Origin of the sequence: Bacillus bruguierae, from assembly GCF_037104725.1 — a bacterium.
GTDB lineage: Bacteria > Bacillota > Bacilli > Bacillales > Bacillaceae_G > Bacillus_A > Bacillus_A bruguierae.
Window position 1 is genome coordinate 708,103 of the sequence record NZ_JBAWSX010000001.1, and the last position, 26,960, is coordinate 735,062.

A 26,960-nucleotide genomic window follows, 5' to 3' on the forward strand; every position below is an offset into this window, starting at 1 on the left:
ATTATTCATTTACAAACTTCTCTAATGTTTCACCAAGCTCGTGAGAACGTTTTGTTGCTTCTGTAATACATTGAATAAGTGCTTCTTGAAATTGAAAGCTTTTCAACACTTCAATGCCAGCTTCTGTCGTTCCTCCTGGCGATGTAATTTCTTTTCTTAATATAGAAGGGTGCTTTTCATTTGTTTTTAACATCTCTGCGGCACCAATCATTGTTTGGAGAATAAGTGATTTTGCTACAGTTTCCTCTAAGCCAATTTGCTTTGCTGCATTTTCCATTGCTTCTATAACGTAATAAATATAAGCTGGGCCACTTCCTGATAAAGCGGTGACAGCATGCATATGCTTTTCTTCTACAACAGACACAAGACCAATTGTTTCAAAAAGCGTTTTTGCAAGCAATATATGCTCTTCTTTTGCATGAACAGAAGGAGAAATGGCAGTAGCTGATTTTAAAATTGCTGATGATGTATTTGGCATTGCCCTAATAATAGGAACATTTTTTTTCAGTAAATTGACAATAGAGGCCGTGGATACGCCTGCTAGCAATGAAATAATTAATTTATTCTTCGTAATGTAATCTCGTAATGGAGTAAGAGCTTCCGCAACATCTTTTGGTTTCATTGCTAAAAATATAATATCAGCGTTAGCGATCAGCTCTTTTTTATTATGTGTACCATGTACACCGTAACGGTGATGCAACTCTTGTAGTCTTCTTTTATTAGAGTGATTACTAACAGTAATCTGTTCTCCTTTTACAACTTGGGCTTGTAATAATCCAGCAATCATCGCTTCGGCAATTGAGCCTGCACCGACAAAAGCAATTCTTTGTAATGACATGATGTGTCCCCCTTTATGTATATAAGAATAACTTGTTAAATTTACATACATTCGGCTCTTCGTAGAAAATCCCTTCTTTTTATCTGAAAATAATGACAAATTTTTATGTTAGATGTAAACTGAAGGAAGATTCATTTTTTTGAAACGGTGAAATAGGGGAGGCATAAAGGTATGACAGTTATTCATAGAATGGAAATTCCTGTTCCATTTGCGGTAGAAATAGTTAACGTTTTTTTAGTAGAGGGAGAAACACTTACATTAATTGATACAGGAACGAATACAGAAGAAGCGAGATTAGCATTAGAGAAGCAACTAAATGCACTAGGATATAAGGTAGAAGATATTGAAACAGTTGTACTGACGCACCACCATGCAGATCATTGCGGATTATTGGATATATTCTCTAATCAAACAAATATTGTGGGCCATCCATGGAATGAACCGTGGATTACGCAAGATCCGCAATTTCTAAAGCGATATCAGCAATTCTTTTTAGAATCATCTAGACAATTTGGAGTTCCAGAAACATTTTTAAAACAAAGTGCATCGCTAACGAAAACAATGATATACTCCTGTAAACGTTCTCTTACACATACTGTAAGAGAAGGGGATCGCATTGCTTCGGTGCCGGAATTTACAGTGATTGAAACACCAGGGCATGCTTCTACCCATATTTCTTTATATCGTGAAAGGGATGGATTGCTAATTGGTGGTGATGCCTTGATTGGACATATTTCCTCTAATCCGATTTTAGAACCGCCATATGAAGGAGAAACAGAGCGAGCAAAGCCGATGCTGCAGTACAATGAAACATTAAAACGCTTAGCTCGTATGAATATTTCACGTGTTTTACCTGGGCATGGGGATGATATTATTGATGTGAAAAGATTGGTAAATGAGCGTCTACAAAAACAAGAGGCGCGTGCATTTAAAGTGTTAAATTTATTAAAGAAACAACCGATGACAGCATTTGAAGTGTGCGTTAAACTATTTCCTGTGCTATATGAAAAGCAGTTGCCGCTTACAATCTCTGAAACAGTTGGACAATTAGACTTTTTAGCATATAATCAACAGGTGATGATTGATAAGTCATCAGAGCAATGGATTTACTATGCAAAGTAGGTGACAGCCATGAATAGGCGCTTACAAGATAAAGTAATCGTCATAACAGGAGCTTCAAGTGGAATTGGGGAAGAGTTAGCAATGCAAGCAGCGGAGCGCGGTGCAATTCCTGTACTAATCGCTCGTACAGAAGAAAAATTACGAGCGCTCAAACAAAAAATCGAAACAACATATCATATTTCTTGTCATTATTATGTTTTGGATATAAGTAATGAAGAAGAAGTGGAACTTGTTTTTACACAAGTGCTTCAAGATATAGGGAGTATTGATATATTAGTCAATAATGCTGGTTTTGGTGTGTTTAAAACGTTTGTCGATGCATCTGTGCAAGAAGTAAAGGATATGTTTGATGTAAATGTATTCGGTTTAGTAGCGTGTACGAAAGCAGTTTTACCTTATATGATTGAACGAAATAGCGGACATATTGTGAATATCGCTTCACTAGCAGGGAAAATTGCAACGCCGAAATCAAGTGCATATGCAGCAACGAAACATGCGGTGTTAGGGTTTACAAATAGCTTGCGCATGGAACTTGCAAATACAAACGTTACTGTAACAGCAATTAATCCAGGTCCAATTGATACAGACTTTCATACGATAGCTGATGAATCTGGTACATACGTAAAAAGTGTCGAACGTTACATATTAAAACCAAACTATGTAGCACAGCAAATTGTAAAAGCGATTGAAACAAAAAAACGTGAAGTGAATTTACCGAAATGGATGAGTTTAGGACCAATTGTCTTTTCCTTGTTTCCTGGTTTATTCGAACGTGTTGCTGGAAAATCATTAAGTAAAAAATAGGAGATTCTCTATTTGAGAATCTCCTATTTTTTATTGATTAAATCTTCTATGGCTGATACTAATTCAGTATTTTCTTTGTAATAATATTCGTTAATTTTAGAAGTCGTGAAACTGCCTACTTCTTCGTCTTTGTTATACATCTTTACGGAATATAAATATCCGACTTTTTTTTCTTGGTTTTTTTCAAGTGCGAATGTAATAGACTGCATGTGATTGATCCATTCGTCGATATGTGTTTGATTTGTAATAATCGTATTTTCTCCATTTCCTTTCGTTATTTCTATTTTTGTTACATGAATATGAGGATAAATGTCTGTGAAGTTCATGGTATTATTTTGGCAAGCTGCTAAAAAGAACGTAAGTAATCCGAGAAGAATAAAAATTCTTTTCATTTTTTATAACCTCCTTTTCATGCTTCATAATCCTTTAACATGTTATAAGTTTCTCGTTTTTTTACGATAACGTAATATACTCATACACGGCATCTTCTACAGCCTCATATAAATCAATTTCCGTATTGTTAGAAATAATATTTTGAATACGTACTATGAGCGTTTCATAGTCTTCTTGTGAAGTTGGCGTACATTGATATTGTTGAAAACTTTTAGTAACCATTTTTTTTATTAATTTTTCATTCATGATTTTTCCCACCTACATGTATATATGTATTGTTTTTATCCCGCTATTTGTGGGCAGTAAGACCCCTACCTCAAGATTCAGAGAGAGTATTGTCCAGTTCCAGTGGCTAGAATGTTCGGTGGCTTCGCTTCTTCCTACGAGGTAAAATACACCTCTACATCAGAAGCTCCATCCCCCTCACATTCTGGACGAGCCACTTCCACTTTTCTTCATTGTCCAGCTCTAGCGGCTAGAACCTCCGGTCGTTTCGCCCCCTCCGACGAGGCAAAAAGCGCCTCTTTGTCAGGGGCGTGGGCGTCCTGCGCTTCTGAGCGAGCCGCTTCCGCTTTTCTAAAGAAGATAGGTGGGGGATAACTGCTGGCATGTGCCCGATTGGACGGGCTTTCCATCAGTGGGAGATGAAAAAACTCTCCACTGATGGAAGTTTCACTTTATTGTACTTGAATTTCAAAAGAAAATCTCTATATCTTTATTTGTGTATAAAAATTCACTCGTTGTAAAAGTTTTATTAGTAAAATGACTTTTTAACGCTGATTTTTATTGTTCATAAATTTATAAATATTTAATTGACTCTATAAATATACAACATTATAATCATATTTAAATCAAAAAGGTAATGAGGAGGAATTATGAAAACGGCGATTATTGGAGCAACCGGATATGGAGGACTTGAGCTTTTGCGGTTATTAACACATCATCCAAGCTTTACAGTGACATCGGTACATTCTTTTTCGCAAATTGGAGAATTCATGACAACACCATATCCTCATTTATCTACTTTTGTTTCTCATACATTAGCAGAGGTAGATGTTGAAGAGATTGCGAAAGAAACAGATATTGTATTTTTAGCAACGCCTGCTGGAGTGTCAGCGAATTTGACCCCGAGTTTACTAGAGGCTGGTGTAAGAGTTATTGATTTATCAGGAGATTTTCGAATTCAAAAGCCTTTTATATATGAAGAGTGGTATAAAAAAACAGCTGCAAAAGAAGAAGTATTGCAACAAGCGGTGTACGGATTAACGGAGTGGAAAAAAAGCGAAATCGCAACAGCAAACTTAATTGCGAATCCAGGATGTTATGCAACTGCTACTTTGCTTGCGGCAGCTCCATTAGTAAAAAACGAAATTATTGAAGTGGATTCCCTTATTATTGATGCGAAATCAGGAGTTTCTGGAGCAGGAAAGACGCCGACAAATATGACACACTTCCCAGAAATTCACGATAATTTATACATTTATAAAGTAAATGAACATCAGCATATCCCAGAAATTGAGCAAATGTTGGGGGAATGGGATGAGAACATGAAACCAATTACGTTTAGTACACATCTGATTCCGATTACGAGAGGGATTATGGTTACGCTCTATGCAAAGGCGAAGCAAGAGATAACAGATGATGTGCTTCAGCAGGTTTATGAGGAAAGCTATTGTCATTCACCGTTTGTAAGAATACGAGAAAAGGGAGTTTTTCCAAGTCCGAAAGAAGTAAGGGGATCTAACTTTTGTGACATCGGAACGGCTTATGATAAACGAACCGGACGAATTACGATTGTTGCAGTCATTGATAATGTAATGAAGGGGGCGGCGGGGCAGGCAATGCAAAATGCAAATATATTAGCAGGGGTAGAAGAGACGGAGAATTTACACTTTATGCCGTTGTATCCGTAAGGGGGATAAAGCATGATTGAAACAGTATTATGTACGAAGATAGAAAACGGTTCAATTGTAACACCAAAAGGATTTGCAGCAATTGGAATTCATGCGGGATTAAGAAAAGAGAAAAAAGATATGGGAGCCATCGTATGTGAAATACCGGCGAGTTGCGGGGCTGTTTATACGCAAAATCAATTCCAAGCAGCTCCTATTATCGTGACGAAAGAAGGTATTGCTGCTAAGCAAAAATTACAGGCTATTGTTGTGAATAGTGCAAATGCGAATTCTTGTACAGGTGTAAAAGGACTGCAGGATGCATATGAAATGCGTGCATTAGCAGCTAAGCAGTTTCATATAGATGAGAATTACGTTGCGGTAGCGTCTACAGGCGTCATCGGAGAGCCTCTACCAATGGAGAAAGTACGAAGTGGTATTTCTTCGTTACAACCATCAACAGAAGTAGAGATTGCGACATCATTTTATGAAGCAATTTTGACGACAGATTTAGTTGCGAAACAATCATGTTACAAGTTTTCAATTGAAGGGAAAGAGGTTGTGATTGCCGGAGCTGCAAAAGGATCAGGAATGATTCATCCAAATATGGCAACGATGCTCGGGTTTATTACGACTGATGTGAATATAGAAAGTGAAACATTACAAAGAGCTTTATCTCAAGTTATAAATCATACATTTAATCAAATTACAGTCGATGGAGATACGTCTACAAATGACATGGTACTTGTTATGGCAAGTGGGTTATCCAATACAACCGAAATATGCGAAGAACATCCAGAATGGGAGAAGTTTTTACTCGCATTTGGAAAGGTATGTGAAGATTTAGCAAAGCAAATTGCGAAAGATGGAGAAGGGGCAACAAAGTTAATTGAAGTAAATGTGCATGGCTTGCGAACTGTAGAAGAAGCAAATAGGATTGCGAAGCAAATTGTCGGCTCCAATCTTGTGAAAGCTGCTGTATACGGTGAGGATGCAAACTGGGGGCGGATTATTAGTGCAATTGGACAAAGCGGCATTGTGATTGAACCACATGCGGTTGATATTTCTATTCAGTCAATTGCAGTGTTAAAGAATAGTGAACCTCAATGTTTTTCAGAAGAGGAGATGAAACAAATGCTGCAACAAGAAGAGCTTGTTATCGATGTATACCTTCATATAGGTAAGGCAAGCGGAAGAGCATGGGGATGCGATTTAAGTTATGAATATATAAAAATTAACGCTTGTTATCGCACATAAGGAGAGAAGAGATGAGAGAACGTATTGTAATAAAATGCGGCGGCAGTATGTTGGCTCGTTTAGGTGAAACATTTTTTCAATGTATGAAACAAATTGCGCAAATGTATGATGTGATTGTTGTTCATGGTGGTGGGCCTGAAATTGATGGGATGCTAAACAAATTAAGTATTCCGATTGAAAAGAAAGATGGATTACGTGTGACAACAGCAGAGGTAATGAAAATTGTACAAATGGTATTATGCGGCAGTGCGAATAAGACATTTGTTTCAAAATTAAATGAACAAAAACTTGAAGCGATTGGATTATCTGGCTGTGATGGAATGTTATTGCAAGTTGCTCCGCTAGAAGCAGAATTTGGTTTTGTCGGTGAAGTGAAATTTGTTCGAAAGGCGCTATTACAATGTTTGTTAGCAAATCAGTTTATTCCTGTTGTTGCACCTGTTGGAGTAATGGATGGACAGTTATATAACGTGAATGCAGATGCAGCAGCAGCGGCAATTGCGACAGCAATCAATGCGGAAAAATTAATTTTTATTACAAATGTAGATGGCGTTATGTACAAGGATCAGCTTCTTGAGAAAGTAGATGAACAGCAGCTTCTCGAGCTTATAGATAAGGAAACGATTACCGGTGGAATGATTCCGAAAGTGAAAGCTGCATTGACATCATTGGAACTAGGTGTAAAGGATGTTGTAATTGTGAACGGTACACAATGTTTTTTGACAAATAAAGGAGAGTGGATTGGCACAACAGTAACAAAAGGGGGGAGAGGTGGTGGAGCAGCATGTTTTTCCAACATACAGTAGACGGAATATTGAAATTGTGAACGGAAGCGGCACAAAGGTTACAGATAAACAAGGAAAGCAATATTTAGATTTTACTTCTGGAATTGCGGTATGCAATTTAGGGCATTGTCATCCAGCGGTAGTAAATGCTGTTGAAGAGCAATTACAAACAATATGGCACATTTCAAATTTATTTCCTCATACAGTACAAGAAGAAGTTGCTAAGTTATTAACAAAGGGACGAGAGTTATGCTATGCATTTTTTTGTAATAGCGGAGCGGAAGCGAATGAGGCAGCGTTGAAGTTAGCACGTAAGTATACAGAGAAATCAGTTGTGATTACGTGCAGACAATCATTTCATGGACGAACTTTTGCAACAATGAGTGCAACAGGACAATCTAAAATTCATGATGGATTTGGACCACTTCTTCCAAGTTTTCTACACCTTCCTTTTAATAATATTACTGCGTTTCAAGAAGCGATGAATGAAGAAATTGCAGCCGTTATGGTGGAAATTGTACAGGGAGAAGGCGGTGTTCTTCCAGCAGATGTTCCATTTTTACGTGAGATTGAGAAATTATGTCATAGATACGGTGCACTTTTCATCGTCGATGAAGTGCAGACCGGAATGGGGAGAACAGGGACGTTATTTGCATATGAACAAATGGGAATTTCACCTGATATTGTTACAGTCGCAAAAGCGCTTGGAAATGGTATTCCGGTTGGAGCGATGCTTGGTAAAAAAGAGCTAGGATCCGTTTTCTCTCCAGGAACACATGGCTCGACGTTTGGCGGGAATTTTATTGCAATGGCAGCTGCAAAAGAAGTATTACAAATTGTTTCACAGCCTTCTTTTTTGCAAGAAGTACAAGAAAAAGGAGCGTATTTTTTACGGAAATTACAAGAAGCGTTTCGGGATATGGAGTGGATCATTGATATTCGCGGGAAAGGGCTCATGATTGGAGTTGTTTGCAAAGGAGAAGTTAGTGCACTGGTAGGAGCGTTAGAGAAAGAAGGCCTTCTCGTTTTACAAGCTGGACCCAATATACTGCGTATATTACCGCCGCTTATTGTAACGAAAGCAGAAATAGATGAAGCGGTGCATATGATGAGTCGTGTATGCAAACAAGCACTACTAAAATAGAGGAGGAATTTGTATGCAAACAGTGTCTGTACCAAAACTGCAAACAAAGGATATTTTAACATTAGAAGAATTAACACAAGAAGAAATCATTGCAATTATTGAGTTTGCGATGTACGTAAAAAAAGAAAAAACATTACCACTTTTAAATGGTAAAATCTTAGGATTAATCTTTGACAAACATTCTACTCGTACACGTGTATCCTTTGAAGCTGGAATGATTCAGCTTGGAGGACATGGTATGTTTTTAAACGGTAAGGAACTTCAACTTGGAAGAGGGGAAAGTATTGCGGATACTGCAAAAGTGCTATCACAATATATAGATGGAATTATGATACGAACATTTTCACATAAGGAAGTAGAAGAATTAGCAAAAGAAGCAAAAATTCCTATTATTAATGGATTAACAGATGACCATCATCCGTGTCAAGCGCTGGCAGATTTAATGACGATTTATGAAGAAGTAAATACATTTCAAAATATTAAGCTTACTTACGTTGGTGATGGAAATAATGTTTGTCATTCACTGCTCATTGCGAGTGCGAAAGTAGGGATGAACATTACAGTTGCAACGCCTCAAGGGTATGAAGTGAATGAAGAAATTGTGAAACGTGCAATCGAAATTGCACAGAAAACAGGAGCTAAAATTGACATTACATATAATGCAAAAGAGGCTGTCAAAGAAGCGGATTTTATTTATACAGATGTTTGGATGAGTATGGGGCAAGAAGATAATAAAGAGAAATATAAATTGTTTCAGCCATATCAAGTAAACGAGAAACTGGTTCAAGAAGCAAAATCAACGTATCGTTTCTTACACTGCTTACCAGCTCATCGCGAAGAAGAAGTAACCTCAGAAATCATTGATGGCCCACAATCAATTGTGTTTCAGCAGGCGGGAAATCGCCTGCATGTACAAAAGGCATTATTATCCAGCTTATTACAAGAAAAACAACCTTCTTCATAATAGGAGGTTGTTTTTTGTTCCAAATGTCTTATCTAGATTTCGCATTTTCTCTTTACATACTTTATAATAGTAAGAACAGAAAAATATAAGAGAGATGATGTAGATGCGAGTAAATAAGAAAACATATTCATTCTTTCAACGTATTTGGCGAGGAATGAAGTTAAATTATTATAAATTATTACGGGCACCAGAAGGCGCGAAAAATGTATCACGAGGATTTGCTGTTGGTTTTGGAATGGAGATGCTAGTTATTCATACGGCTTCGCTCGTATATCTTATTTTTTATCCACTTGTTCGATTACTGAAAGGTTCGTTTCCTGCAGCTGTTATCGGTAATATTATTGGGAAATTAACATTTTTACCTGTTCTGTTAATTCCTTTTGCGCATGCATTAGGAAAACTCATTTATCCTTTTGAGGTAAAAAAAATCCCACTTCACCATTATACAATAAGAGACTTTTTTTCAAGTAATGGGTTAACAATCTTAAGAAGCCTGTTACAAAGTGAAGTATATGTAATAATAGGTATGACGATTTTAGGGATTGGACTCGGCATAATTGCTTACTTTGTTATGCACTATTTATACGAGAAAAACCGCAAATTACGATTGACGAAAAGAAAGAAACAAATAAAAAGACCCATTGCACAACTGTAATGAATGCACATCAAATTTCCTTTTTGAATATGCTTCTAAAAAGGAGGAAAGCTGATGTTTTTTTCTTATTATGATCCAAGATACTATCCGCGTGTTTTGTATTATCATGTCCCGTATATAAGGCAGACTGTGCAACCATCGCAAGAAAGTAAACCGTATTTAACTACTTGGCCGTATTCAAATGTATATTACGGAAATTATTACGAAACATAAAGCTGCTTCGAGTTAGAAGCAGCTTTATATATTTGCTTTCATAATTAAATTTTGGATTGTTTGCAATGAATGGGTCAATTGTTCCCGGTCGCTTGCAGATAACGTTTGTAAATTTTCTTTTAGCTTTCCTAAAAGGAATTGTTTGTATTGATTAACTAATGATTTTCCTTCAGCTGTAAGAGACATTAAAATAACACGCCGATCTTTTTCGCTATAATGGCGCTCTACAAGTTCTTCTTGAATGAGTTTATTTAGCAATGGTGTCATATTCGGTCTTGAAATAGCTAACCGTTTGCCGATTTCTGAAACTGCTAATGTATCTCGCTCATGCAATAACAATAACACCTGTGTATGTGATGGCGGCATATGTCGCTGAGAAGAGAACTCTCCAGGAAGCATAAACTTGCGATAAAAAAGAGGCACTAGCGAAAGGAGATGATCAATGATGCGTTCCCACTCACGTGAATCCATATAATAGGCCCCCCTTCTGTTCTTATTGTAACAAAAAAACATAACGTTATAAAAATAGAATGATTTTTTTGTGAATCTAAGGTAAAAAACCGCCTGTAAGGGCCCGATTGGTTCAACTAACCATAAGTAGGAACTCCGCCTACTTATGGAAGTTTCACTTTATATGACAACACTTGTTGTGCAAATGATTCTGCGATTTTTTCATATCCTTTATCATTTGGATGAACTTGATCATACAGTAAATCTTTTTGATCATTTGGTAATAATTTACGAATCGGTAAGACGAGTGAAGGTTGATTTTCTTTTGAAATCGAATATATGATTTTGTTCCAATTATCTAAGAAAACATTTGCGTAAGAAGCAATAGAATCCTCTAGTTTTAATGGGTTATGGAGCTCAGATAAAATGATGAGTGCATTCGGATTAGAGGCACGAATCGTTTTTACAATGTTTTGTAAATCTTGTTCAAAATGATCTTTTTCTTCATTTAATAATTTCATTCCTTCTATAACACCGACATTTCGGTTTATGTGTAAAACGTTATTCCCGCCAATACTAATTGTAATCATATGAGCTTCTTTTATTTTTTGCTTCATTTCTTCAGTTTGCATCATTTGCAGTAACCGGTCTGTTGTTAAGCCGTTTATTGCAAGGTTATCGACTATAATTTGTTTTTGTAATTGTTTTTCTAATGTATGAGAAGCAAATTGCACATATCCACCTTGTGTAGAACCGTAACCTTTTGCAAGAGAATCACCTAGGACAAGATGATGAAGCGTCGCATCTGTTTGTGTATCAATCCAGTGCGAAACGGTTACTGCTGGAGATTCTTTTTGAATATTTGTCTCATGATCCTTTTCATAATACAAAAATGTAATGATAAGAAGGAGGAGACAAAGTGTAGACAAAAGAAGTTTTTTCATCGTTTTATCCTCCTTATAAATGGTTATTGTATCATATTCATGATGAGAAGCAATGGAATATACATTACGTTTTTATGAAAAATTTACATTGTTTTTACAAAAAATTTGTAGAAGCACGTCAAAATTTGTTGACGATATAAACGACTGTTCGTTATGATGAATTTTAGATGGGGTAAATTTATCCAACTCGCAAAGGAAGTAGGACAACTAACTTCTTTGTAACCTGGATGATTAAGAAGTAGGGACACAGATTCCATCGTTTATTTTGTTACTAGGGATTATGTTATAGGGGGAATTTTTTGTGAAAAAATCAACAAAAACGTTGGCTGGTGCTGCACTTGCAATAGGTGTTATTGCTCCGCAAGTATGGCCTACACCTGCATATGCAGAAGGAGAGGACAGTACTGTAAAACTAAGAATATTAGAAACATCTGATATTCACGTGAACTTAATGAACTATGATTACTATCAAACAAAAACAGATAATAAAGTAGGATTAGTTCAAACAGCGACTCTTGTTAATGAAGCACGTAAAGAGGCAAAAAACTCTGTTTTATTTGATGATGGAGATGCTTTGCAAGGAACGCCGCTTGGTGATTATGTAGCAAATAAAATAAAAAAAGAAGATAATTTAGATCCAAGCTATGTGCATCCGTTATATCGTATGATGAATTTAATGAAGTATGACGTCATCTCTCTTGGAAATCATGAATTTAACTATGGATTAGATTACTTAAATCAAGTGATTAGTAAAGCACAGTTTCCTGTAATTAACTCGAATGTATATGATGCAAAAACTGGTAAAAATTATTTCAAGAATCCCTATCATATTTTAGAAAAAGAAGTAAAAGATGAAGCTGGACAAACGCAGAAAATAAAAATTGGAGTCATGGGCTTTGTACCACCGCAAATTATGGGATGGGATAAAGCGAATTTAGAAGGAAAAGTAATAGCGAAGGATATTGTAGAAACAGCGAAAGAAATGGTGCCGAAAATGAAAGCGGAAGGCGCAGATATCATCGTTGCGTTAGCTCATTCGGGTGTTGATGAAAGCGGCTACATTCCTGGGATGGAGAATGCATCGTATTATTTAGCAACAGAAGTTCCTGATGTTGACGCGGTGCTAATGGGGCACTCTCATAAAGTAGTAACGAAAAAGTATAATAATGGTGTTCCCGTTGTCATGCCAGGTGTTTTCGGAAATAATTTAGGAATGATTGATATGGAATTAAAGCAAGTGAACGGAAAATGGGAAGTACAAAAAGATAAATCGAACCCTGCTGTTCGTCCAATTGCAGATAGTAAAGGCAATGCTTTAGTAGAATCAGACCAAAAATTAGTAGACGAGATAAAGGCTGATCATGAAGGAACAATTAAATATGTAAATACACCAGTTGGCGAAACGACAGCGCCAATTAATAGTTACTTTGCGCTTGTACAAGACGATCCATCTGTTCAAATTGTAACGAATGCACAGAAGTGGTATACAGAGAAGAAGATGAAGGGTACGGAATTTGAAGGGCTGCCAATTTTATCAGCAGGTGCACCGTTTAAAGCAGGTGGACGTAACGGCGCTACATATTATACAGATATTCCAGTGGGGACGCTTGCAATTAAAAACGTTGCGGACTTATACGTATATCCAAACACATTACATGCAGTGAAAGTAAATGGCGCTCAGTTGAAAGATTGGTTAGAAATGTCGGCTGGTCAATTTAATCAAATTGATCCAAAGAACAAAGATGAGCAAAAATTAGTGAATATTGACTATCCAACGTACAATTTTGATGTATTAGATGGCGTGAAATATGAAATTGATGTAACGCAGCCTGCTAAATATGACAAAGATGGAAAAGTTGTAAATGAAACTGCAAATCGTATTGTAAACTTAACGTATGACGGAAAGCCGGTAACGGATAGTCAAGAGTTTGTTGTAGCAACGAATAACTACCGTGGTAGCAGTAAAACATTCCCAGGCGTAAGCAAAGGAGAAGTACTTTTACAATCTCCTGATGAAACTCGTCAAATTATTGTGGAATATATGAAAGAAAAGAAAACGATTAACCCGGAAGCAGATAAAAACTGGACATTTAAACCAATCACTGGCGATAAACTAAATGTTACGTTTGATTCTTCTCCAAATGCCCAAAAATATATAACGAAAGACGGAAATATTTCTTATGTTGGTCCATCAGAAAACGAATTTGCCAAATATGCAATTGATTTAACAAAAAAAGATGAACCAAATGGTGGAGACAAGCCAAATGGCGGCGATAATGGAACGGATCAACCGAAAACGCCAACAGATAATAACAATGGCGGAGATCAGCCGAAAACAACAGAAGATAATAAAAACAGCGAAGAGAAGCCGGTAGCAACAGATTCAGGTAAAGAGCAAACAAAATCAGACAACGATTTGCCAAATACAGGAGCAAATGTGTTTACGACATTGGCTGCAGGTCTTGCGTTTATTGGTGCAGGTGCGATAGCGTTATTTAGAAGAAAGAAATTAAATAAATAATAAAGAAAAAGTCCACTGCTAGGCAGCGGACTTTTCTTTATGTTCTTTCTCCCATGAAAGGCCAAAGCCTGTGAATCCAACAAATAAAGTAATGATTGGACAAAGTAAACAGAAAACGGTATATGGCAGGTAACTCATTGTTGGTACGTTTAGGACACTTGCGAGAAACACACCACTAACCCCCCATGGTACGAGCGGATTAATCACCGTGCCGGCATCTTCTAATACACGTGATAGATTGCGGCGCTTTAAGCCGAGCTCATCGTATTTTTCGGCGAATGCTTGACCTGGTAAGATGATTGATAAGTATTGTTCACCGAGCAAAAAGTTAACGCCGATTGCAGTAGCTGCTGTCGAGAAGATTAAACGTCCGCTCGTCGTGACGAAGCTTGAGATTGCGGCCATAAGCTGTTTGATAATCCCCATTTCTTGTAGTAATCCTCCCATACCGAGTGAAAGGAAAATAAGAGCAACAGACATTAACATACTTTGTAACCCGCCGCGTGTTAATAAACTATCAATATCTTTTACACCTGTATGCGATACATATCCGTTTTGCATAATGTTAATTAAGTTTGTAAGAGATGTATTTGGAGTAAAAATAAATAGAATGATAATACCTGAGATAATACCAGCAAGTAATGTAGGAACTGCTGGAACTTTTTTAACTGCTAATACAAATAAAACAAGGACCGGTAGTAAAGTAATAATAGAAATTGTTGCATGTTCTTGTAATGTTTCTGTGAAAGAAGCAAACTGAAGTTGTCCAGAAGTACCTTTCCCAAGAATATAGAAAATAACAAGTGAAATAATAAACGCGGGTACAGTTGTCCATAACATATTTCGAATATGATCAAACATATCTACTTTAGAGACAGCGGGTGCTAAATTTGTTGTATCAGAAAGAGGTGACATTTTGTCTCCAAAGAAAGATCCAGAAATAACAGCACCAGCAACTAAAGCAGCATCGTAACCAAGAGCACTTCCCATTCCCATGAAAGCAATTCCAACTGTTGCAGCTGTTGTGAAGGCACTACCAATACTAGTACCGATAATAGAACAGACGATAAAGACTGTTGGTAAGAAAATTTTAGGTGAAACCATTTGAAAACCGTATACCATTAATGTAGGAATCGTACCAGCAGCGATCCAAACGCTAATTAATGCACCGACAAGTAAAAAGATAAAAATAGATGGTAATCCTGCTGAAATACCATTTCTCATCCCATTCTCCATCACAGACCATGGTATTTTCTTTATGAATCCAAATGCTAGTAATATGACAATCCCAAATAAAATAGGAATATGAGGCATAACTTGTAATCGAATGACGCTAAAACCGATACAGAAAAAAATAAGAGCTGTTAGTATAATAGATGCTCGTTTTGTAATCATGATAATACATTCTCCTTAGATGTTATGTTTTACTATGGTTTGAAAAAATACGCCAATATCGAATAATTCCCCCGGCCGCCCAAACTTGCATATTACTTCTCTCCTTTTTTGAAAATAAAAAACGCCCCTGCAATATATGCAGGGACGAAAATAATCGCGGTACCACCCTAGCTTGTGAAATGTACGTATGACAATTAAAGGTATACACCGATTGATGAAAATAAAAAACGTCCCTGCAATATATGCAGGGACGAAAACATCGCGGTACCACCCTAAATTGTGAAATAAAAAAATTTCACCACTTTGCAGAAATAACGGTCTGTAACCGTCTTTCACTACTCCAACTGTTTCGTAAAAGAAGCTCAAGGGAGTAATTCATACTTCGTTCTGTACTGATTCGCACCAACCACCAGCTCTCTGAAATCATAAAGCGAAATACTACTAAATCCTATCATCGCCGAATCATATCGTGTTAGTAAATTTTTATCATATAAAATAGGAGGATGTCAATAGTTATTTTTGAATTTGCATGATAGAGAAAAAGAGTACAAATTATATTTTTGTTCGTTATAATGAATGTAAGGAGGACAAAATATGAAAATAAAAATCATAATTATTTCAATGTTGTTCACAGTCATTGGTGGTGCTGGAATTTATACAGCATTTGCGTCATCTCCTAATTCAATAAAGAAAAGTGTTGAAAAGCCAAAAGAAACAGTAAGGCAAAATGAAGAAGAAAACATGCAAAAAACAGCAGATAAATTCGGGGTTTCTACAGAAGGAAAAACAAAAGAACAAATCCAAAAAGAAATAGGTGCAGTGCGTTATGAAAAGCGCCAAGAGCTTCTTCGGGAGCATGCAAAAGAGCTCGGAATTGAAATAGAAGGTAAAACGGATGAACAATTAATTCAAGAGATTGGGAAAATTCAGCACGGTAAATAAGGCGACTTATCATAGGATAGGTCGTTCTTTTTTTTGAGAATATGATTCCATGAAAAAGAATTGACAGTATTTGTTTTGTAATGTTAACTTTAATTTAAATTGAGTTAACATTAGAGGTGGTAGTTATGACTGTAAGGAGCATGGATCAAACTTTTACATATGAGGAACTAGCTCAAAAAAATAAAAATTATGTGTGGCATCCATTTACTCAAATGAAAGATTATTTGGAGGATGATCCTGTCATTATTGAACGAGGAGAAGGAAGAAAATTATATGATGTGAATGGGAAAGGCTATTGGGACGGTGTGTCTTCTATTTGGCTCAATGTTCATGGTCACCATGTTCAAGAGCTAGATGATGCGATTCGTGAGCAATTAAATAAAATTGCGCATTCTACATTGCTAGGTATTGCGAATGTACCAAGTATTTTATTAGCCGAAAAAATTATTGAAATTGTACCCAATGGACTGAAGAAAGTTTTTTACTCTGATTCCGGTGCAACATCAGTTGAAATTGCAATTAAAATGGCCTTTCAATATTGGCAGCATAAAGGAAAGTCTAAAAAGAAAAAATTTATTACGATGAAAGAAGCGTATCATGGTGACACAATAGGAGCTGTATCTGTCGGGGCCATTGATATGTTTCACCAAGCGTATAGTACGCTTTTATTTGATACGTTAAAAGTACCATATCCGTATACATATCGTTCTCCTTATGGGGAAGATGGGCAAATGATTGTGAAAAAGCATTTAGAAGAAATGGAAGATTTATTGCAAAGCAATCACGAAGAAGTAGCAGCTGTTATTGTCGAACCAATTGTCCAAGGAGCGAGCGGGATTATTACAATGCCAGATGGTTATTTAAAAGGATTAAGAGAGCTTTGCACAGCATACGATGTTCTTCTTATTACAGATGAAGTAGCAACTGGATTTGGCAGAACAGGAAAAATGTTTGCATGCGAGCATGAGGGAATCACACCAGATATTTTAACTGCTGGAAAAGGATTAACAGGAGGGTATTTACCGGTTGCAATTACCGTAACCACAGAAGAAATTTATCGTGCTTTTTTAGGTGATTATGAGGAACAAAAAACGTTTTTCCATGGTCATAGTTATACAGGAAATCCACTAGGATGTGCAGTAGCACTTGCAAATTTAAAATTATTTGAAACTACTAATCTTATAGAAGCTGTTAGTCATAAAGCAGAATATATCGCAAAACGCTTAGAAGTTTTGCGTGAGTTTAAGCATGTGGGAGATATTCGTCAGCGAGGCTTTATGATTGGCATTGAGCTTGTGCAAAATAAAGAAACGAAGGAGGCATATTCTTGGCAGGAACGAGTCGGTGTGAAGGTTTGCAAAAGAGCACGTGATTTAGGAATGATTCTTCGTCCGCTTGGGAATGTCATTGTCTTTATGCCGCCGCTTGCTTCTACGATAGAAGAACTTGATGATATGATTGCGATTTTACAGCAAGCCATTCAAGAGGTAACGGAGGGAGAATGATGAGTGGTTTCTTTGTAACAGCAACCGATACGGAAGTAGGAAAAACGGTTGTAACAGGTGCATTAGCAGGTGTGCTTCGCGAGCGTGGATATAATATCGGTGTGTATAAACCATTGCAAAGTGGTCATCTTTCCTCCCATCCAGAAGGAGATGCTGCTCGGTTGAAAGGAGCTGCAGGTGTAACAATATCTTGCGAAGAGATTTGTCCATACTCAGTTCAAGAACCGCTCGCGCCTCGTCTAGCAATGAAGCGGGCGGGAAGGAAAGTATTATTATCAGATATTATAAGTCATTATGAAAAATTGTCGAAACAATTCGACTCTTTTCTTGTAGAAGGCGCTGGCGGACTTGTAGTCCCTTACACAGACGATGCCCTCGTTGTTGATTTTGCGAAACAATTGCAATTACCGTTGCTTATTGTAGCAAGGCCAACACTTGGGACAGTGAATCATACGATTTTAACAGTTTCTTATGCAAAAGCACACGATCTATCAGTCGCAGGTATCATTTTATCTGGATGCCGAGAACATGAAAAAGAAAGAGTACTAGAAAATAAAGAAATGATAGAAGAATTAAGCGGCGTACCGGTTATTGGATTGCTGCCAGCGCTGCGTGAAGACTTTACAAGAAATGAACTATTACAAGCGGCAGAAGAGAGTATTGCTATCTCAAGGTTAGAGGAGTTTTTACGCAATGAATCTAGTGTGGGAAACGTATTTTCAGTCTAAGTTATCGAGTCTGATAGAAACGTCGCAGCATCGAAAATTGATGGAAACGGAGCACGCCGAACAAGCGTGGCTCGTTCGAAATGGAAAGAAGTTATTAAATTTAGCTTCAAACAATTACTTAGGATTAGCTGGTGATGAACAGTTAAAAGAAGCTGCAATAGAAGCGACAAAAAAATATGGGACCGGAGGGGTGGCGTCTCGTCTTGTTGTTGGGAACTATCCGTTACACGAAGAAATTGAACAGCGTATATGCGCTTGGAAAGAAACTGAAAAAGCGCTAATTGTCAATAGCGGTTACACAGCAAATGTCGGAGCAATTTCTGCACTTGTAAATCGGCATGATATTGTGTTTAGCGATAAGCTGAATCATGCCAGTATTGTAGATGGCATCGTATTAAGCGGTGCCGAGCATAAGCGCTATCGTCATAATGATTTAGAACATTTAGAGAAATTGTTGAAATCTGCAAAGATAGAAAAACGAAAACTAATTGTTACGGATACTATTTTTAGCATGGATGGAGATAAGGCTCACTTAGAAGATTTAGTGATGCTGAAAGAAAAGTACGGAGCGCTTCTTATGGTTGATGAGGCACATGCAGGCGGAATATATGGGAGAAATGGCGCGGGTCTTGCTCATGAGTGTCCCCAACTGGCTAAGTCAATCGATATTCACATGGGCACATTTAGTAAAGCAATGGGCTGTTATGGTGCGTATATTACTGGAAGCGCTGTTTGTATCGAGTATTTGATCAATACGATGCGCAGTTTTATTTTTACAACCGCGTTACCTCCAGGAACGCTTGGCGCAATTGGGAAAGCAATTGACATTGTGAGAAAAGATGAAACAGATCGTTATAGATTAATAGAAAATGGCCGATATTTTCGAACAGCTCTGCAAGAAGCTGGATTTCATATTGGAGACAGCACGACCCATATTGTTCCTGTTATCGTAGGTTCTAATGAAGCAGCGCTCCGTTTTAGTATGAAATTGCAAGAAGCAGGGATAGCGGCAATTGCGATTCGGCCGCCTACTGTACCGCAGCATAGTTCCCGCATCCGGTTTGCCGTAACAGCGCAGCATACGAATAATGATTTGCAGTGGGCAACGCAGCGGATTGTACAAATTGGAAAAGAAGAAGGAGTGATTTCATGACGCAGCCTACTCTTATTCTTATACCCGGATGGGGCATGGAAGAACAGGTTTGGGAAGCATTCCTTCCGCATTTGCATGATTTTCCTGTACATGTTGTTCATTGGCGCCATATTGAAGACAAACAGGAGTTTCAACGTCGAATTATAGAGGGAGCGCAAGGGAAAGAAGTAATTTTAGTTGGTTGGTCACTTGGGGCACTGGCCGCTCTTCAAGCGCATCGTTCATTGCGAACGAAAGGGATTGTGTTACTAGGAGGAACAGCGAAATTTACAACAGATTCTGATTACATATATGGATGGAAACACGTCTTTGTCGACCGAATGAATCGAAATCTTTTGAAACAAAAAGATGATACGTTGAAACGATTTTATAGGAGTATGTTTTCCAAGGCGGAACAGGAAGATGCACAGGACGTTGCATTTTTGAACATAGCGGAACAATTTCAAGGTGATTCAATTCATTCTTTGCAATGTGGGCTTCAATATTTAATGGAAACAGATGTTAGAGAGCATCTATTGCAAATAGATGTGCCAGTATTGCTTCTTCATGGAAAAGATGATGCTATTTGTCCTCTGTCTGCAGCGGAGTATATACAAGAAAAAATAAACGCATCACTCATAATTATAGAAGAAGCTGGACATGCACTTTGTTTCACACAAGCAAAGCGATGTGCACAAGAAATGATACAGTTTGTAAAGGGGATAGAGCGAAATGATTAACAAGACGTTGTTACAAAAACGATTTAATCAAGCTGCTGTATCCTATGATCAATATGCAAATATTCAAAAAAAGATGGCAGATCGGCTGCTTACTCATATGAAAGAACATTACGATGAAGCGGCACAAATTCATATTTTAGAGCTTGGCTGCGGCACAGGTTATGTAACAGAGCAACTAGCGGCATCTTTTCCCAAGGCAGCGATTACAGCTGTTGATTTTGCAGAAAGCATGATTACGAAAGCAAAAACAAGGTGTGATGTAGAGTCTGTTACATTTCAATGTGAGGACATTGAACGAATTATACTTCATGAACAATATGATGTAATTATCTCTAATGCAACATTTCAATGGTTAAATGATTTATCAGCTACATTAGTGAATCTATATAAAAATTTACGTGAAGATGGTGTGCTATTGTTTTCGACATTTGGAAATGAAACGTTTCATGAGCTTCATACATCATTTCAGCGTGCGAAAACAGCGTATGCAATAGAAGATACAACAACTGTTGGACAAACTTTTTTTACAAGATTACAACTACAAGAATTATGTAAAAGAATAACAGGGGATATACATGTGGCTGAAACATGTTACATAGAAACATTTGCTACAGTTCGTGAATTTTTACAATCTATTCGTAAAGTTGGAGCAACGAATAGTAATGAAGGATCTTATTGTCAAAGTCCTTCTATCTTTCGCAGTATGCTTCGCATATATGAACAAGATTTTACAGAAGGTGAACGAATTGCAGCAACATATCATGCTTTATTTTCTTATATGAAAAAAGAGGGGAAGAGAAGAAATGAAACATGTACAAACGAAAACAGATTGGAAGCAAATCGCATTTGAAGTATTAGAGGGCAGAGAGGTAACGAAAGAAGAGGCACTAAGTATTTTGCAAGCAAATGATGAAGAAATTTTAGAAATTATGAATGCGGCGTATGTGATTCGTCATCATTATTTCGGGAAAAAAGTAAAACTAAATATGATTATTAATACGAAGTCAGGCTTATGTCCAGAAGATTGTGGGTATTGTTCCCAATCAATCGTATCAGAAGCTCCGATTGATAAATATGCTTGGTTAACACAAGAGAAGATTGTAGAAGGTGCGCATGAAGCAATCAGGCGTAAGGCAGGTACATATTGTATCGTTGCTTCTGGTCGTCGCCCAACTAATAAAGAAGTAGAGCATGTTATTGGAGCTGTAAAAGAAATCCGCGAAACGACTGATTTGAAGATTTGTTGCTGTTTAGGATTTTTAAATGAAGATCAAGCGCAGCGCCTTGCAGAAGCTGGTGTACATCGTTACAATCATAATTTAAATACACATGTAGATAATTACGAAAGCATTTGTTCAACTCATACGTATGACGATCGTGTTGATACAGTTGAAAAAGCGAAGCATGCGGGTATATCACCGTGTTCTGGTGCTATTTTCGGAATGGGTGAAACGAAGGAACAACGCGTAGAGATTGCATTTGAATTAAATCGTTTAGATGCAGATTCTATACCATGTAATTTCCTTGTTGCTGTAAAAGGAACACCGTTAGAAGGACAAAAAGAATTAACACCAATGCAGTGCTTAAAAGTATTAGCAATGATGCGTTTTGTGAATCCGTCAAAAGAAATTCGTATTTCTGGCGGACGTGAAATCAATTTACGATTTGTTCAACCTCTTGGCTTATTTGCGGCAAACTCAATCTTCGTTGGCGATTATTTAACAACTGCTGGCCAAGAGCCAACAGCAGATTGGGGAATGATTGAAGATTTAGGGTTTGAAATTGAGGAATGTGCATTATAAAGTGAAACTTCCATCCGTGGGGGGCTTTATCCCCACGGATGGTTAGTTGAACCAATCGGGCTTTTATGGGCAGTTATCCCCCATCTATCTTCTTCGCTTCTCTCTCAATCTTGAGGTGGGGGTCTTACTGCCCGTTAATGCGGGATAAACCTAGTGATAACTTGAGAAGAAAGCTCTTCATGAAGGAGCTTTCTTTTTTTGTAAATAAAATGTAATAAAGCGTATATAAGTGTTGCGATTACTGGATTTGTAAAGAGATTACATAATATGTATTTGAATTTCCCATTCTGTAATTGTGCATAGTAAGAGAGAATTTAATCGTGATTTGGAGGATTCGCATGCATAGATATATATTAGCAGTTATGAGTTTTCTTATTTTATTAAAAGCGGTTAGTGCAGATCCAGTAAAAGCGGCTGAAAATCCTGAACAGAAAGATTTGCAAAAGAGGGTCGAACAGCATTTTCGACACCAAGCTGAGTACTTTGGAATCGAAACAGAAGGTAAAAAATTAAAAGAAGTGCGTCAAGAACTTCAAATTTTGCAAGAAGGACAGAGAGAAGGAAAAACAGAAAAATAAAAAGAGACCGAAGCCTCTTTTATTTTGTATTTGAAATGCAATCAGTTCATTCTGCTCAAACGTCTGGTAAAAAGTAAGAACAGGAAGAAAATCTAACCAGCCATAAGAGCTCGATTGGGTGGGCTAACCCCTTGTGAGAGAAAGTGTCTCACAAGAGGAAGTTTCACTTCATGCCCACTGGCGGGATAAGTTAGCCATCTCAATCGCTGCAACTGCAGATTCCCAGCCTTTATTTCCAGCCTTTGTACCAGCACGTTCAATCGCCTGTTCAATCGTTTCTGTTGTTAACACGCCAAAGATAACAGGGATTTCTGTTTGTAATGAAAGTGAAGCTACGCCTTTTGCTACTTCATTACAAACATAATCATAATGTGTTGTTGCGCCGCGTATCACTGTTCCAAGCGTAATAACAGCATCGTATTTTCCGCTGTTTGCCATTTTCTTGGCGATTAACGGAATTTCAAATGCACCAGGAACCCAAGCGACATCAATGTTATTTTCCTCTACCCCGTGACGCTTTAAACCATCTAATGCACCGCCTAATAGTTTACTTGTAATAAATTCGTTAAAACGCCCAACGACAATACCTACTTTTAATCCTGTACCAACTAAATGACCTTCAAATACCATCATGTATCTCTCCCTTAATTTATTTTAATTTTTCCAATATAGAAGTGACTGCTGTGAAAAGAAAAATAAGACCTGCTCTCGCTTTCAACCTTTGTTTTAAACTTTGTATGTGACAGGAATAGGTCCTGACCGCTTCTATGCATGACCAGATGCTCTGGCTCACCCAAAAAGAAAGGTTTTGTAATGTCCGTTTTTCAAATTGTATATAAATACACTTTGATTTTTTAACAAACAAATTGCTCATATGCAGAATATAATATGCTGGCTACTTGTCTGCACCTCTTGTTTTAAAAAAAGGCCCCAACCGCTCCTATGCGCGGCCAGACGCTCTCGCCCTCCCCTAAAAAAGGGGTTTTTATGTCGGTTTTTCAATTTGTAGTTATATATTATAAATTTAATAAATGACCTAATTTGGTTGATTTCGTTTGTAAATATGCTTTATTTTCTTCTTTTGCTGGCATTTGGAGCGGCACGCGTTCCACAACTTCTAAATCATAACCTTGTAAGCCTGCGATTTTCCGTGGGTTATTTGTTAAAAGGCGAAGTTGTTGTAACCCTAAATCTTTTAAAATTTGTGCGCCAATACCGTAATCACGAAGATCAGCTGCAAAGCCCAGTTTTTCATTTGCCTCTACAGTATCGTAACCTTCTTCCTGCAGTTTATATGCGCGTAATTTATTAAGCAGTCCAATGCCTCGTCCTTCTTGACGCATATATAGAAGAACTCCTTTTCCTTCTCGTTCAATTTGAGCGAGCGCTGCATGAAGTTGCGGGCCACAGTCGCAGCGGCAAGATCCAAATACATCGCCAGTTAAGCACTCGGAATGGACACGCACAAGCGCTGGTTGACCTGTAGAAACATCGCCTTTTATAAGAGCAATATGTTCTTGATTATCCAGAGAATTAGAATAGCCAATGGCCCTAAATGTACCAAAGTCGGTTGGTAATGTAATTTCGACTTCGCGTTGCACTAACGTTTCATGATGACGGCGGTACGCAATTAAGTCTTCAATTGTAATCATTTTTAGATTAAATTGCTTGGCAATTTCTAATAAATCAGGCACTCGTGCCATCGTGCCATCTTCATTTATAATTTCACAAATAACACCTGCTGGCTCTGCGCCGCATAATTTTGCTAAATCTACAGCAGCTTCTGTATGCCCAGCGCGGCGAAGAACACCCCCTGCTTTTGCGATTAAGGGGAAAATATGTCCAGGGCGTTTAAAATCACTTGCTTTCGCTGTAGGGTTTAATAGTTCGCGTACAGTTGTTGCGCGTTCATGAGCGCTAATACCAGTTGTCGTTGAAATGTGATCAACACTAACTGTAAAAGCCGTACCATGTGAATCTGTATTTTGTGAAACCATTGGCTCTAACTCTAAACGATGGGCATATTCTTCTGTAACGGGAACACATACAAGACCGCGCCCATGTGTAATCATAAAATTGATTGTTTCTGGCGTAATATACTCGGCTAAAGAAATAAAATCCCCTTCATTTTCTCTATTTTCATCATCGCATACGATAACCGCTTTCCCTTGCTTTAAATCTTCTAGTGCTTCTTCAATTCGATGAAACATTTTATCTCCTCCTTTATAGGAACCCATTGTCTTGTAAAAAGCTTTCTGTAATTGAGCTCTTTTTTGATGTTGGTTGTGTAATAAAACGTTCAATATATTTTCCAATCATATCGCACTCAATGTTCACGATATCGCCAGCAATTTTTGTTCCGATTACTGACTGACTTAATGTGTGGGGAATGAGAGAGATTATGATGGAAGATTCGTCTATTCCGAAAATTGTAAGGCTTGTACCATCAATGGCAACAGACCCTTTTTGTAAACAATATCGAAGCAATTCATTTGGTAATTGTATTTTGTAATATACAGCGTTATGGCTTCGTTTTTTATCGATAATTGTTCCAGTGCCGTCAATGTGTCCTGTAACAAAATGCCCACCGAAGCGGCCGTTTGCACTCATAGCACGCTCTAAATTTACTTTTGAACCGCGGCTAAGTGACTGTAGCGACGTTGCCCGCATCGTCTCGGGCATGACATCAACGGTAAAAGAATAGGGTGTAAAAGAAGTGACAGTTAAACATATCCCGTTTACAGCAATGCTGTCACCTAAGTTTACATCTACTAAAATGATCTGTGCTGAAATTGTCAGTTTCATAGCTTCGCCGGTTTGCTGCATATTAGCGATTGTTCCAAGTTCCTCAACAATTCCTGTAAACATAAGGTACCTCTTTTCTCGGAGTGGCAACTACTTTTATATCATCACCAATTTGTTCCATCGATTGAATATGCAGCGTGAGTGCATCTTCCAGTTGTGTAAAACCATTTCCGCCAAAGCATGTTGGGGCTTCTTTACCACCAATTAGCTTTGGACTAATATAAGTAATCAGTTCCTGAAAACAATTTGCTTCTAAGAAACTTGCATGAACTGTTTGTCCGCCTTCGACAAAGAGAGAAAGAATATTTTTTTCTCCGAGAAGATCGAGCAGTTCGTTTATTTCAATATGATTCGTCTTCATTTGCAATACAGATACCATACCTGATTGGAATTTTGCGATTTTCTCTTTTGAAACGTCATTTCCAACGATAAGCCATGTTGGAGCCTCGCCATCTGTAATTACGTGAGATGAAAGCGGGGTTCGTAAATGTGTATCAAGCACGATGCGAATCGGATTTTTTCCGCCATTTACAATCCGCGTTGTTAAATGCGGATTATCGGTAATAATTGTATTTACACCGACGAGAATGGCATCGTGTGTATGGCGATAACGGTGTACATCAGCACGTGCTTCTTCACCTGTAATCCATTTACTTTCTCCTGTACGAGTAGCAATCTTTCCATCTAAACTCATGGCTGTTTTTAGCGTTACAAATGGGCGCTTTGCTTGCATGTAGTGAAAAAAGTAACAATTTAATTCTTTTGCTTCTTTTTCTAATACACCAATTGTTACGTCAATTCCAGCTTCCTGTAATCGCTTGACACCTTGACCTGAAACGAGTGGGTTGCTATCGAGTACCGCAACAACAACTCGTTTTACATTCTTTGCTATGAGTAAGTCACAGCAAGGAGGTGTTTTTCCGTGATGACTGCACGGCTCTAGCGTTACATATACTGTTGCGCCGTGAGCATTTTCACCAGCCATGCGAAGAGCGTGAACTTCAGCGTGTTCAGTTCCTGCTCGTAAATGGGCCCCTACTCCAATGATATTCCCATCTTTTACAACAACAGCACCGACCATTGGATTAGGACTTGTTTGCCCAGCTGTATTTTTTGCTAATTGCAAAGCAAGTGCCATATATTCTTGATCTGTCATAAACTCACCTCTCCTAAAAAAATCAAAAAACCCCAAGGATTATAATCCTTGGGGTGAGAGAGACGATGTTTCTAGAAATATAAGAAGGATACGAGAGTATGCGAAAGAAACCTAGCGTTGATCGAGATGTTTGCATAGAAAAGAAGCCTAGCAAACATCTATTTTTTACATGCTAGTGTTATTGTATGATTTCAG

General features: G+C 37.7%; 26 protein-coding genes, 2 pseudogenes and 1 other annotated feature. Of the genes and pseudogenes, 18 read left to right on the top strand and 10 right to left on the bottom strand.

From position 1 onward, the window contains the following. Position 1: 1 nt before the first annotated feature. The gene (gene proI / locus WAZ07_RS03600) at positions 2-838 is read right to left on the bottom strand and encodes a pyrroline-5-carboxylate reductase ProI (protein ID WP_336471330.1); all 837 of its coding nucleotides are present in this window, start codon (positions 836-838) and stop codon (positions 2-4) included. Between the two features lie 171 nt (positions 839-1,009). Between proI and WAZ07_RS03605 the strand changes: the two genes are divergently transcribed. Beyond that, positions 1,010-1,960, top strand: a complete 951-nt coding sequence (locus WAZ07_RS03605) for an MBL fold metallo-hydrolase (protein ID WP_336471331.1) — start codon at positions 1,010-1,012, stop codon at positions 1,958-1,960. Between the two features lie 9 nt (positions 1,961-1,969). Continuing rightward, positions 1,970-2,764 (top strand): SDR family oxidoreductase, encoded by a 795-nt coding sequence (locus WAZ07_RS03610; protein WP_336471332.1) that lies wholly within the window; start codon positions 1,970-1,972, stop codon positions 2,762-2,764. Between the two features lie 23 nt (positions 2,765-2,787). Here the strand turns inward: WAZ07_RS03610 and WAZ07_RS03615 are convergent, their stop codons facing one another. After that, on the bottom strand, positions 2,788-3,156 hold the full coding sequence (locus WAZ07_RS03615) for a hypothetical protein (protein WP_336471333.1): 369 nt from the start codon (positions 3,154-3,156) through the stop codon (positions 2,788-2,790). A gap of 61 nt (positions 3,157-3,217) precedes the next feature. Next, positions 3,218-3,403 (bottom strand): YqzH family protein, encoded by a 186-nt coding sequence (locus WAZ07_RS03620; protein WP_336471334.1) that lies wholly within the window; start codon positions 3,401-3,403, stop codon positions 3,218-3,220. Between the two features lie 629 nt (positions 3,404-4,032). Here WAZ07_RS03620 and argC point away from each other — a divergent pair. From argC to WAZ07_RS03655, 7 genes are all read left to right on the top strand, one after another. Continuing rightward, on the top strand, positions 4,033-5,070 hold the full coding sequence (argC, locus tag WAZ07_RS03625) for an N-acetyl-gamma-glutamyl-phosphate reductase (RefSeq protein ID WP_336471335.1): 1,038 nt from the start codon (positions 4,033-4,035) through the stop codon (positions 5,068-5,070). Between the two features lie 12 nt (positions 5,071-5,082). After that, positions 5,083-6,306: a bifunctional glutamate N-acetyltransferase/amino-acid acetyltransferase ArgJ gene (gene argJ, locus WAZ07_RS03630; protein ID WP_336471336.1), complete on the top strand. Its 1,224-nt coding sequence runs from the start codon at positions 5,083-5,085 to the stop codon at positions 6,304-6,306. A gap of 11 nt (positions 6,307-6,317) precedes the next feature. After that, positions 6,318-7,112: an acetylglutamate kinase gene (gene argB / locus WAZ07_RS03635; protein WP_336471337.1), complete on the top strand. Its 795-nt coding sequence runs from the start codon at positions 6,318-6,320 to the stop codon at positions 7,110-7,112. After that, positions 7,081-8,235, top strand: a complete 1,155-nt coding sequence (locus WAZ07_RS03640; protein WP_336471338.1) for an acetylornithine transaminase — start codon at positions 7,081-7,083, stop codon at positions 8,233-8,235. Before argB ends, WAZ07_RS03640 begins: the two co-directional genes overlap by 32 nt. A gap of 13 nt (positions 8,236-8,248) precedes the next feature. Next, positions 8,249-9,199 (top strand): ornithine carbamoyltransferase, encoded by a 951-nt coding sequence (gene argF, locus WAZ07_RS03645; protein WP_336471339.1) that lies wholly within the window; start codon positions 8,249-8,251, stop codon positions 9,197-9,199. A gap of 103 nt (positions 9,200-9,302) precedes the next feature. Then, positions 9,303-9,854: a DUF2062 domain-containing protein gene (locus WAZ07_RS03650; RefSeq protein ID WP_090913997.1), complete on the top strand. Its 552-nt coding sequence runs from the start codon at positions 9,303-9,305 to the stop codon at positions 9,852-9,854. A 54-nt stretch (positions 9,855-9,908) separates the two neighbouring features. After that, positions 9,909-10,067, top strand: a complete 159-nt coding sequence (locus WAZ07_RS03655) for a hypothetical protein (RefSeq protein WP_336471340.1) — start codon at positions 9,909-9,911, stop codon at positions 10,065-10,067. A gap of 24 nt (positions 10,068-10,091) precedes the next feature. On the opposite strand, the gene WAZ07_RS03660 is transcribed toward WAZ07_RS03655, so the two are convergent. Next, complete coding sequence (locus WAZ07_RS03660; protein ID WP_090913999.1) at positions 10,092-10,538, bottom strand: MarR family winged helix-turn-helix transcriptional regulator; 447 nt, start codon at positions 10,536-10,538, stop codon at positions 10,092-10,094. A 143-nt stretch (positions 10,539-10,681) separates the two neighbouring features. Further along, positions 10,682-11,461 carry a GDSL-type esterase/lipase family protein gene (locus WAZ07_RS03665; protein WP_336471341.1) on the bottom strand — a complete coding sequence of 260 codons (780 nt, stop codon included), beginning with the start codon at positions 11,459-11,461 and terminating at the stop codon, positions 10,682-10,684. A 301-nt stretch (positions 11,462-11,762) separates the two neighbouring features. On the opposite strand from WAZ07_RS03665, the gene WAZ07_RS03670 reads away from it, so the two are divergent. Next, positions 11,763-13,982, top strand: a complete 2,220-nt coding sequence (locus WAZ07_RS03670; protein ID WP_336471342.1) for a bifunctional 2',3'-cyclic-nucleotide 2'-phosphodiesterase/3'-nucleotidase — start codon at positions 11,763-11,765, stop codon at positions 13,980-13,982. Positions 13,983-14,000: 18 nt separating this feature from the next. On the opposite strand, the gene nhaC is transcribed toward WAZ07_RS03670, so the two are convergent. Next, positions 14,001-15,377: a Na+/H+ antiporter NhaC gene (nhaC, locus tag WAZ07_RS03675; protein WP_090914005.1), complete on the bottom strand. Its 1,377-nt coding sequence runs from the start codon at positions 15,375-15,377 to the stop codon at positions 14,001-14,003. 243 nt (positions 15,378-15,620) lie between these two features. Continuing rightward, positions 15,621-15,841: a binding site (T-box leader), on the bottom strand. A 130-nt stretch (positions 15,842-15,971) separates the two neighbouring features. Between nhaC and WAZ07_RS03680 the strand changes: the two genes are divergently transcribed. From WAZ07_RS03680 to WAZ07_RS03715, 8 genes and pseudogenes are all read left to right on the top strand, one after another. Further along, entirely contained in the window at positions 15,972-16,319 is a 348-nt protein-coding gene (locus WAZ07_RS03680) for a hypothetical protein (protein ID WP_090914007.1), read from the top strand. Positions 16,320-16,444: 125 nt separating this feature from the next. Continuing rightward, complete coding sequence (gene bioA / locus WAZ07_RS03685) at positions 16,445-17,824, top strand: adenosylmethionine--8-amino-7-oxononanoate transaminase (protein WP_336471343.1); 1,380 nt, start codon at positions 16,445-16,447, stop codon at positions 17,822-17,824. Beyond that, the gene (bioD, locus tag WAZ07_RS03690; protein ID WP_336471426.1) at positions 17,824-18,552 is read left to right on the top strand and encodes a dethiobiotin synthase; all 729 of its coding nucleotides are present in this window, start codon (positions 17,824-17,826) and stop codon (positions 18,550-18,552) included. The genes bioA and bioD overlap by 1 nt, the downstream gene beginning before the upstream one ends. Next, positions 18,518-19,705 (top strand): 8-amino-7-oxononanoate synthase, encoded by a 1,188-nt coding sequence (bioF, locus tag WAZ07_RS03695; protein WP_336471344.1) that lies wholly within the window; start codon positions 18,518-18,520, stop codon positions 19,703-19,705. Before bioD ends, bioF begins: the two co-directional genes overlap by 35 nt. Beyond that, entirely contained in the window at positions 19,702-20,424 is a 723-nt protein-coding gene (locus WAZ07_RS03700; RefSeq protein WP_336471345.1) for an alpha/beta fold hydrolase, read from the top strand. The genes bioF and WAZ07_RS03700 overlap by 4 nt, the downstream gene beginning before the upstream one ends. After that, a complete protein-coding gene (gene bioC, locus WAZ07_RS03705; protein ID WP_336471346.1) occupies positions 20,417-21,274 on the top strand; it encodes a malonyl-ACP O-methyltransferase BioC in 858 nt (285 codons plus the stop codon). Before WAZ07_RS03700 ends, bioC begins: the two co-directional genes overlap by 8 nt. Further along, positions 21,228-22,226, top strand: coding sequence for a biotin synthase BioB (gene bioB, locus WAZ07_RS03710; RefSeq protein ID WP_090914019.1), 999 nt, complete (start codon positions 21,228-21,230; stop codon positions 22,224-22,226). Before bioC ends, bioB begins: the two co-directional genes overlap by 47 nt. Before the next feature lie 338 nt (positions 22,227-22,564). Continuing rightward, positions 22,565-22,783: pseudogene (locus WAZ07_RS03715) on the top strand (hypothetical protein); the annotation flags it as partial. 189 nt (positions 22,784-22,972) lie between these two features. Here the strand turns inward: WAZ07_RS03715 and ribH are convergent. The 4 genes and pseudogenes from ribH to ribD form a co-directional block, all read right to left on the bottom strand. Continuing rightward, on the bottom strand, positions 22,973-23,434 hold the full coding sequence (gene ribH / locus WAZ07_RS03720; RefSeq protein WP_020059455.1) for a 6,7-dimethyl-8-ribityllumazine synthase: 462 nt from the start codon (positions 23,432-23,434) through the stop codon (positions 22,973-22,975). A 386-nt stretch (positions 23,435-23,820) separates the two neighbouring features. Then, positions 23,821-25,014, bottom strand: coding sequence for a bifunctional 3,4-dihydroxy-2-butanone-4-phosphate synthase/GTP cyclohydrolase II (locus WAZ07_RS03725; RefSeq protein WP_336471347.1), 1,194 nt, complete (start codon positions 25,012-25,014; stop codon positions 23,821-23,823). Between the two features lie 13 nt (positions 25,015-25,027). Continuing rightward, positions 25,028-25,672, bottom strand: a complete 645-nt coding sequence (gene ribE, locus WAZ07_RS03730) for a riboflavin synthase (protein ID WP_090914023.1) — start codon at positions 25,670-25,672, stop codon at positions 25,028-25,030. Further along, a pseudogene (gene ribD, locus WAZ07_RS03735) lies at positions 25,606-26,765 on the bottom strand (bifunctional diaminohydroxyphosphoribosylaminopyrimidine deaminase/5-amino-6-(5-phosphoribosylamino)uracil reductase RibD). The gene ribE and the pseudogene ribD overlap by 67 nt, the downstream one beginning before the upstream one ends. Between the last annotated feature and the right edge of the window lie 195 nt (positions 26,766-26,960).